Below are 8,681 nucleotides of genomic sequence, written 5' to 3' on the forward strand. Positions count from 1 at the left end.
CGCGGCAGCGGCAGGTGTTGCGGTTGCCGTCCCGGATGCATGATCCGGCACGGAGTGCCTAGGGGAGGGTAACGACCGTCGCGGCGTAGACGAGACCCGCCCCGAAGCCGATGACGAGCGCGGTGTCGCCGCTCTTCGCCTCGCCGGTCGCCAGGAGCCGCTCCATCGCGAGCGGGATCGAGGCGGCCGAGGTGTTGCCGGTGGTGCGGATGTCACGGGCGACCGTGACGTGCTCCGGCAGTTTCAGCGTCTTCACCATCGAGTCGATGATCCGCACATTGGCCTGGTGCGGAATGAAGACGTCCAGGTCGTCCGGGTTGATCCCGGCCGCGTCCAGCGCCTGCTGGGCGACCTTCGCCATCTCGAACACGGCCCAGCGGAACACCGCCTGGCCCTCCTGCGTGATCGCAGGGAACTTGACGTTGCCCTCGCCGTCCAGCGGCAGCTCGGACACATCGCCGGTCCGGAAACGGTCCCACGGGACCGTCTGCTTGATCGTCTCGGCCTTGTCGCCCTCCGAACCCCACACCGTCGGGCCGATCGCCGGCTCCTGCGAGGGGCCGACCACGACCGCGCCGGCGCCGTCGCCGAACAGGAAGGCCGTCGCCCGGTCCTCCAGGTCGGTCAGGTCGCTCAGCCGCTCCACGCCGATGACGAGGACGTACTCCGCGGAGCCCTCCACGACCATGCCCTTGGCGAGGGTCAGGCCGTAGCCGAAGCCGGCGCAGCCGGCCGAGATGTCGAAGGCCGCGGCCTTGTCGGTGCCCAGCTTGTCCGCGATCTCGGTGGCGACGGCAGGGGTCTGGCTGAAGTGCGAGACGGTGGAGACGACCACGGCGCCGACCTGCTCGGCGGCGATCCCCGCGTCCGCGATCGCCTTGCCGGCGGCCTCGATGGACATCGCCGCGACGGTCTCGTCGGGGCCCGCCCAGTGCCGGGTCTCGATGCCGGAGCGCGAGCGGATCCACTCGTCGGACGAGTCGATCTTCTCGAGGATCACCTCGTTGGGCACCACCCGCGTGGGCCGATAGCCGCCCACGCCGAGGATGCGCGCGTACGGGGCGCCCTTGCTGGGCTTGATCTTCGACATGTGCGATCGGCTCCTTAGGGCGTCAGGCGTTCGTGTGCTCGGCGATGAGCGCGCGGGCCGCGTCGAGGTCGTCGGGGGTCTTCAGCGCCAGCGTCTTCACGCCCGGCAGCGCCCGCTTGGCCAGACCGGTGAGCGTGCCGCCGGGGCAGACCTCGATCAGCGCGGTGGCGCCGAGCTCCTTGAAGGTCTCCATGCACCGGTCCCAGCGGACCGGGTTGGCGACCTGGCCGACCAGCCGCTCGACGACCTCGGTGCCGCTCGGCACCGCCCGGCCGTCCTTGTTGGAGACGTAGGTGACCTTCGGGTCGGTGGGCTCGAGCGCCTTGGCGGCCTCGGCCAGCTTCGCTACCGCGGGGGCCATGTGGTGGGTGTGGAAGGCGCCGGCCACCTTCAGCGGCACGACCTTGCGCACGCCCTCGGGCTTGTTCTCGTTCAGCGCGGCGAGCTGCTCCATGGTGCCCGCGGCCACGATCTGGCCCGCGCCGTTGACGTTGGCCGGGGTGAGGCCCAGCTTCTCCAGGTGCTTGACGGACACCTCCGGGTCGCCGCCGAGCAGCGCCGACATGCCCGTCTCGGTGACGGCGGCGGCCTCGGCCATCGCCAGGCCCCGCTTGCGTACCAGCGTCAGCGCGGCGGTGTCGTTCAGGACGCCCGCGAAGGCGGCGGCGGTGATCTCACCGACACTGTGCCCGGCGACGGCATCCGGTGCCACGTCACCGAGTGCCGCGGCCGACAGGATCCCGGCGGCGACGAGCAGCGGCTGGGCTACGGCGGTGTCGCGGATCGCGTCCGCGTCGGCCTGCGTCCCGTAGTGGACGAGGTCCAGTCCGATGGCGTCCGACCAGGCGGTGACACGGTCGGCTGCCCCGGGCAGTTCGAGCCAGGGGGTCAGGAAGCCGGGCGTCTGGGCGCCCTGGCCGGGAGCGACGAGTACGAGCACTCTCACACTCTCTCTTGGGGACGGCCGGAGCCGCCCGTGGGGACAGGGACGAAGAACACGGAGGGGTTTTGTGGACCCCCGACAAAAGCCTAGGTCTGGGGATCTCCCTCGGCCAGACGCCCCAGAATCAAGGCGATCCTCAGTGTGAACGCGGATCGTACATCGGACGGCGACCATCCGGTGACGTCTGTCACACGTCGGAGCCGGTAGCGCACGGTGTTCGGGTGAACGAAGAGCATCCGGGCGGCGCCTTCCAGGCTGCTCGCCTGCTCCAGATAGACACTCAAGGTCTCCAGAAGCGCGGACCCGGCCTCCTCCAGAGGTCTGTAGATCTCCTCTACCAACTGCTCCCGGGCGCTCGGGTCACCGGCGATGGCGCGCTCCGGGAGGAGATCGTCGGCGAGCACCGGGCGCGGTGCGTCCTGCCAGGCGAAGCAGGCCTTCAGCCCGGCCGCGGCGGCCTGCGCGGACCGGGTCGCGGCGAGCAGATCGGGCACCACCGGCCCGGCCACGACCGGCCCGGCGGCGAACGGCCCGATCAGCGACTTCGCCACGGCCAGCGGGTTGTCGCTGCCGCCCGCGATCACCACCAGCCGCTCCCCGAGAACCCCGGTGAGCACCTGGAGCTTGGCGTGCCGCGCGGCCCGCCGAATGGCCTCGACCGTCAGCTCGGAGTCCCCGTCCGGCGCGGTCCCGAGCACCACGCACACATGCTCGGGCGAGTTCCACCCGAGGGCGGCGGCCCGCGACACGGCGCCCTCGTCGGCCTCCCCGCTGAGCACGGCGTTGACGACGAGCGACTCCAGCCGGGCGTCCCAGGCACCGCGTGCCTCGGCGGCCTGGGCGTAGACCTGGGCGGTGGCGAAGGCGATCTCCCGGGCGTAGACGAGCAGGGCCTCGCGCAGCACGCCCTCGTCCCCCGGCGCCGCCACCTCGTCGATGGCGGACTCCATGACCTCGATCGTGGTCCGCACCATCTCCACGGTCTGCCGCAGCGTGATCGCCCGCGTCAGCTCACGCGGAGCCGTCCCGAACACATCCGTCGAGATCGCCTGCGGGGCGTCCGGGTGCCGGAACCACTCGGTGAACGCGGCGATACCGGCCTGGGCCACCAGCCCGATCCAGGAGCGGTTCTCCGGGGGCATGGCCCGGTACCACGGCAGCGACTCGTCCATCCGTGCGATCGCCTGCGCGGCGAGGGACCCGGAGGACTTCTCCAGCCGTCTCAGGGTCGCGGCATGCGGATGAGCGGGGCGCGCTGGGGCGTCGGCGTGACGGGATTCGGGTTCGGGCACGGGGACAAGACTGCCTTATCCGGACGTCAGTGCGTGCCGCCGGGTAGGAGGTCGGGCTGTGGGCGCCCCCACGACCGGGTTTCGGACCGGGTCTCACGAGGCGGGTTTCAGCCTGATCTTGCAAGGAGCCCCGCCCCTTCAGCGGATTCTTGCGTGGAACCCCAGGGCTTCAGCCCTGGGAGGAATCGCATCCTCGTGGTCGCGGCGCGGAGCGCCGCGATATCGCTCGTGTGTGCTCAGCCGGGAAGCGGCCGGGGTTCGTGTCCGGGGGAGCCGTGGCTGTGCCACGTTCACTCGGGCGGGTGATCCGTGGGGAACGTACGGTGGGCAGTCGTACGTCTGTGTAGGTTTGCTGATCGTGAAGCTGGTGGTGCAGGTCAGACTGCTGCCGACGCCCGTGCAGGCGGCTGCGCTGGAGGCGACCCTGCGCGCCTGCAACGAAGCGGCGACCTGGGCGAGCCGGGTCGCCTTCGAGAAGGACGTGAAGCGCAACTTCGCGCTGCGCGAGCACACCTACGGCGAGATCAAGGTCCGGTGGAACCTGGGGGCGCAGGCCGCCCAGCACGTCATCAAGAAGACCTGCGACGCCTACGCCGCGCTCAAAGCCAACCTGAAGGCCGGGAACCTGGGCAGGCCGGGCTCGAAGCGGTACCGCAGCGCGACGCAGAAGCCGATCGCCTTCCGCCCGCAGGGCGCGCAGCCTTATGACGACCGGATGCTGTCGTGGCAGATCGCCGAACGCCGGGTGTCGATCTGGACGACGACCGGACGGACCAAGGACGTGGCGTTCACCGCCTCACCCGAGCAGCTGGCCACGCTGGCCCTGTATCGCAAGGGCGAGTCCGACCTGGTGTGCCGGGACGGCATGTGGTTCCTGCTGGCCACCTGCGAGGTCCCTGAAGCACCGCCGAACACCGATCCGGCAGACTTCCTCGGCATCGACCTGGGCATCGTCGACATCGCTACCACGTCCGACGGCGAGATCATGGCCGGACGTGAAATCAACCGCATCCGCGCCCGGGAACGCGCGCTGCGCACCAGACTGCAGAAGAAGAACACCCCGTCCGCCAGGCGTCGGCTGAAGAAGCGCAGGCGCAAGGAAGCGCGGCGGGCGCGGGACATCGACCACAAGATCGCGAAACATGTGGTGGCCGCGGCAGAACGCACCGGTCGCGGGATCGCCCTGGAAGACCTGACGGGCATCCGCGAGCGGGTACGGCTTCGCAAGCCCCAACGGGCCACCCACTCCAGCTGGTCATTCGCGCAGCTGGGCCAGTTCATCGCGTACAAGGCCCGCCGGGCGGGGGTGCCGGTGGTGTACGTCGATCCGGCGTACACCTCCCGCACCTGCGCCGAGTGCGGCCACATCGACAGGGCGAACCGGGTCTCGCAGGCCTGGTTCGCGTGCCGGAACTGCGGATTCGTTGATCACGCAGACCGGAACAGCTCCCGCAACGTCCGCGCCCGCGCGCGGGAGTTGTGGCGACGCGGGGCCCCGTCAACGGCCCCTGCCCCACCACCGGAGCACGCGCGCCGGGGCGGGGCTGGACGCAAACGCAGCATCACAGCCAGTGATGCCCGTTGTGCAAGCCCGTCGCTTTAGCGACGGGTAGTTGACCGGGTCTACGGTGTTCTCCGTGACGATGGACGTACGGCGCGCGGCAGAGCGCTACCAGGGCGGCGACCCGGCGGCGGGCATCACCACCCGCCACGCCTTCTCCTTCGGCCCCCACTACGACCCGGACAACCTCCGCTTCGGCGCCCTGATCGCCTGCAACGAGGAGCACCTGGCCCCCGGCGCAGGCTTCGACGAGCATCCCCACAGCCACACGGAGATCGTCACCTGGGTGGTGACCGGCGAACTGACCCACCGCGACTCCACCGGCCACGAGACGCTGATCCGCCCCGGCGACGTCCAGCGCCTGAGCGCCGCGGCCGGCGTCCGCCACGTAGAACGCAACGACGCGACCGTCCCCCTGACCTTCGTCCAGATGTGGCTGGCCCCCCTCGAACCCGGCGGCGACCCCTTCTACGAGATCGTCCACGGCATCGCCGACTCCACCCCGTACGCCGTCCCGGAGGCCGGCGCCATGCTCCACGTACGCCGCCTGGGGGCGGGCGAGCGCACGGCGGTCCCCGAGGCGCCGTACGCATACGTCCATGTGGTCCGCGGCGAAGTGCTGCTGGCGGGGGAGCGGTTGGGAGCGGGTGACGCGGCCCGGATCACGGACGCGGGCGGGGATCTGGAGGCGGTGGGGGTGAGGGCGGCGGAGTTGCTGGTGTGGGAGATGGGCGGGGCCGGACAGGGAGACCCTGCCCGGCCCGCCGGCGGTAGCTGAGGCGTGTGCTCTAGCTGTCCGGCCCGAGCGCGGTCAGGTCGAAGGTGTCGCTGATGGCGCTGTATCCGTCGGACGTGAGGTTGACGTGGTCGCCGGAGTCGAAGTCTTCGGGGGCCGCGGCGTTGTCCAGCATGAGGGCGGGCGGGTCTGTTGTGCTGGCCGGGTCGGGGACGGCCACGGTGGACTCGGCGTCGACGTAGCTGACGGTGGGGGTGGTGAAGTCGGTTTGGTCGGTGATCCAGGTGTTGGTGTCGATGCGGTTCTGGTCGACGGCCGCGGTACAAGGGCTGTAGCCGTCGCAGGGGGTGAGGGTCGTGAAGACGACTTTGACGCCCCAGGCTCTGAGCTGGTTGCTCAGCAGGCCGAGCGCGCTTTCGGTGTCCACCTTGTCGTGGCCGGCCACGATGTCCTCAAGGCCCTGGGCGACCACCACTGTGCGCAGCCCCGGGACGGAGAGGACGTCCCGGTCGAGGCGGGTGAGGACGGCGCGGCCGCCGGCTCCTGCTCCTTGGTCGGTGCCGAGGTAGTTGTTCTCGATGGCGGAGGCCACGATGCCGTAGACCGGTGTGCCGTCGGTGTTGGTGCGCAGTCGGTAGGACAGCCATTGGTTGAAGCGCGGGGTGGTGAAGCCTGCGGTGGTGCCGGTGGTGCGGGTGTTGATGAGGCCGTCACCGAGGACGGACACGGTCGGCCGGTGGTCGCCGGTGGTGACGTCGACCTCGGTGAGGATGTCGGAGAAGCGGCTCGCCGAGATCGTTCCCGTGCCGGTGAACGCGGTGTCGGTGGTGTCGGCGGTGTGGTCGCCGCTGCCGACGGCGCTGACGTAGCCGAGTGTGTCGGTGGCCGCCCAGGGGTGCATGACCAGGTAGTCGACCTGGTTGACCAGGTGGATGCTGGTGGTCAGATTGCCGCCGTCGCTGACCGGCAGAGGGACCGGGTCGCTGTAGAGTTCGCCGCCTTCCGGGATGACGACCGACTTGCTGCCGCCGAAGGTCACGTCGACCGGTGCGGACGTCGTGGATGCGCCCTGTCCGTACGGAGCGAGGGTGACGTGGTCGAGGGTGAGCGGGTCGGTGCCCAGAGCGTTGGACAGGCGCAGCCGTACGGTGTCGCCACCGGCGCTGGTCTTGGTGATGATGCGGAAGGTCTGGTCGCGGAAGGCGCCCATGTCCGTGAAGTGGAACCGCTCCTCGGTGGGTGCACTCCAGGTTCCGGTCCAGGTGGCGCCACTCGGTGCGGTGGTGGTGTCGCGGACGGCCATGCCGAAGATGTGCAGGGCGGGTACGTCCGGGCGGGCGGTGTCGCTGAGGTCGGGCAGGGTGACGGAGCTGAGCTGGGCGCCCGGCTTGAGGGGGACGGCGAAGGCGTAGATGTTGGTGCTGCGGGTCTCCTGGGTGCCGCTGGTGTGGTTGCGGTGGGGGAGTGTGACGGTGGCCAGGGCGTTTGAGCCGTAGACCCAGTCGGGGACGTTGAGGTGGTACGTCTGCGGATCGCTGCCGTCGGCATAGGTGATGGCACCGCTGGGACCTCCGGCTTGGCAGTCCTCGTACTGCCCGTTGCCGAGGGTGCATTCGGTGCCGCTGATGGAGGTGCCGTCGGGGACGACGGGGCTTGTGTAGTCGTCGTGGTCGCGTTGTGAGCCGACGAAGCCGTAGGTGGAGAAGCCCAGGAAGACCAGGGCCCGGCCGCTGCCGCCGTTCATCTGGATGGTCTGGTTGGCGGCCATGACGTTGTCGCCGGAGACCGAGCCGAAGGACGGCAGGGTGAAGGCGGCGCCGTCCACGGTGATCTTGCCGCCGGGCTGCCAGCCGGCCGCCTTGAGGTCCTGCAGGGACATGGTCGCACCGGAGCCGTCCGCATCACCGGCCGACTGGTTGCTGTTGTCGGTGACGGCGGTGTTGTTGAACGCGGCCTGCAGGCTGGAGTAGGTCCGGCCGGCGTGGCCGAGGGCGGTGAACTGGTACTGCTGCTGGCCGGAGACGTTCCCGGCGGTGTCGACCGCGTACACGTAGAGGGTGTGCGTGCCCGGTGCGGTGGGAGTGAGAGTGATCGTCGCGGCGTTGCCGGAGGCGGTGGCGGTCTCGGAGCTCGGGGTGTTGGAGGTGGGCGGGCTGACGTCCAGGCGGTAGAGGAATTTGGTGGCGCTGTCGGTGGTGAGCGTGAACTTGCCCGGTGTGCCGGCGGCCGTGATACCGGCGGCGTCCTCGGGGTAGAGGCCGTCCGCGCTCTTGACGGCCGGCGGGGCGGGGGCGGTGAGGTCCACGGTGAAGTGGCAGCTGGAGGACGTCGGGCTGGTGTCCTTGCCGTCGCTGGAGTGGACGTTCCAGCCGACCGTGTCACCGCTCTTGAGGCTGCTCATGAAGGTGGTGGACAGCTGTTTGGGGGCGTTGGAGCCGCTGGCGACGGTGGCGCTGGTGGTTGTGGTGGAGGTTCCGCCATTGACCCAGTACTTGTACGTGGCCGCCAGAGCGTCCTTGTCGCCGTCGCTGACCACGGCGTTGAGGGTGGGCGGTGTGGTGGCCAGGGTCTTGCCGATGACCGGGTAGGGGGTCGTGGTGCCGCAGCCGACCGAGTGCGTGCCGAATTTGGCGGCCAGGCTGCCGGGCTTGCCGGGGATGTGGTTGTACTCGATGGACATCGACGGGTTGTTGGCGAAGCGCTTGAAGTAGGCGCCGTCGCCGCTGCCGTCGTGGCTGTTGACCAGGGCGAAGGCCCAGCTGGAGTCGTGAGCGGCCGCCTTGCCGGCGATCGTGGAGTCACCGAGAAGCCGCCGGAGGGCTGGCTGCTGCAGGCGGGGCCGAAGCTCTTGGTGGCCAGCAGGCTGGACAGAGACGGCTTGTTGTTCCAGGTGGTTCCGGAGCTGATGGATCCGGTGAGGTAGAGCTTCACGTCGGAGGAGAGGCTGCAGCTGGCCGAGTAGTTCTCCTTGGCGTTCACCGTGGCGAGGGACTGTACGGTCACTGGTGTAACTCCCGAGCTGAAAGCGACAGTTGATGACTGACGTGGTGAGTGACACT

At 69.9% G+C, this 8,681-nt stretch carries 6 protein-coding genes; 2 read left to right on the plus strand and 4 right to left on the minus strand.

Features of this window, described 5'->3' with window-relative positions; genetic code table 11:
* Window positions 1-58: 58 nt before the first annotated feature.
* The 3 genes from R2S09_RS06760 to fasR form a co-directional block, all read right to left on the minus strand.
* The gene (locus R2S09_RS06760) at window positions 59-1,090 is read right to left on the minus strand and encodes a ketoacyl-ACP synthase III (RefSeq protein WP_306186850.1); all 1,032 of its coding nucleotides are present in this window, start codon (window positions 1,088-1,090) and stop codon (window positions 59-61) included.
* 22 nt (window positions 1,091-1,112) lie between these two features.
* Entirely contained in the window at window positions 1,113-2,030 is a 918-nt protein-coding gene (locus tag R2S09_RS06765; RefSeq protein WP_316740130.1) for an ACP S-malonyltransferase, read from the minus strand.
* Between the two features lie 89 nt (window positions 2,031-2,119).
* A complete protein-coding gene (gene fasR / locus R2S09_RS06770) occupies window positions 2,120-3,325 on the minus strand; it encodes a fatty acid biosynthesis transcriptional regulator FasR (protein ID WP_306186848.1) in 1,206 nt (401 codons plus the stop codon).
* 358 nt (window positions 3,326-3,683) lie between these two features.
* On the opposite strand from fasR, the gene R2S09_RS06775 reads away from it, so the two are divergent.
* Together R2S09_RS06775 and R2S09_RS06780 are read left to right on the plus strand one after the other, a co-directional pair.
* Window positions 3,684-4,928 carry a transposase gene (locus tag R2S09_RS06775; protein WP_306186846.1) on the plus strand — a complete coding sequence of 415 codons (1,245 nt, stop codon included), beginning with the start codon at window positions 3,684-3,686 and terminating at the stop codon, window positions 4,926-4,928.
* A 40-nt stretch (window positions 4,929-4,968) separates the two neighbouring features.
* Window positions 4,969-5,664: a pirin family protein gene (locus R2S09_RS06780; protein WP_306187172.1), complete on the plus strand. Its 696-nt coding sequence runs from the start codon at window positions 4,969-4,971 to the stop codon at window positions 5,662-5,664.
* 10 nt (window positions 5,665-5,674) lie between these two features.
* Here R2S09_RS06780 and R2S09_RS06785 read toward each other — a convergent pair whose 3' ends face one another.
* Window positions 5,675-8,302, minus strand: coding sequence for a hypothetical protein (locus R2S09_RS06785; RefSeq protein WP_316740131.1), 2,628 nt, complete (start codon window positions 8,300-8,302; stop codon window positions 5,675-5,677).
* Window positions 8,303-8,681: the final 379 nt, after the last annotated feature.

It is taken from the genome of Streptomyces sp. MK7 (genome assembly GCF_032658145.1).
GTDB classification, from domain to species: domain Bacteria; phylum Actinomycetota; class Actinomycetes; order Streptomycetales; family Streptomycetaceae; genus Streptomyces; species Streptomyces spiralis.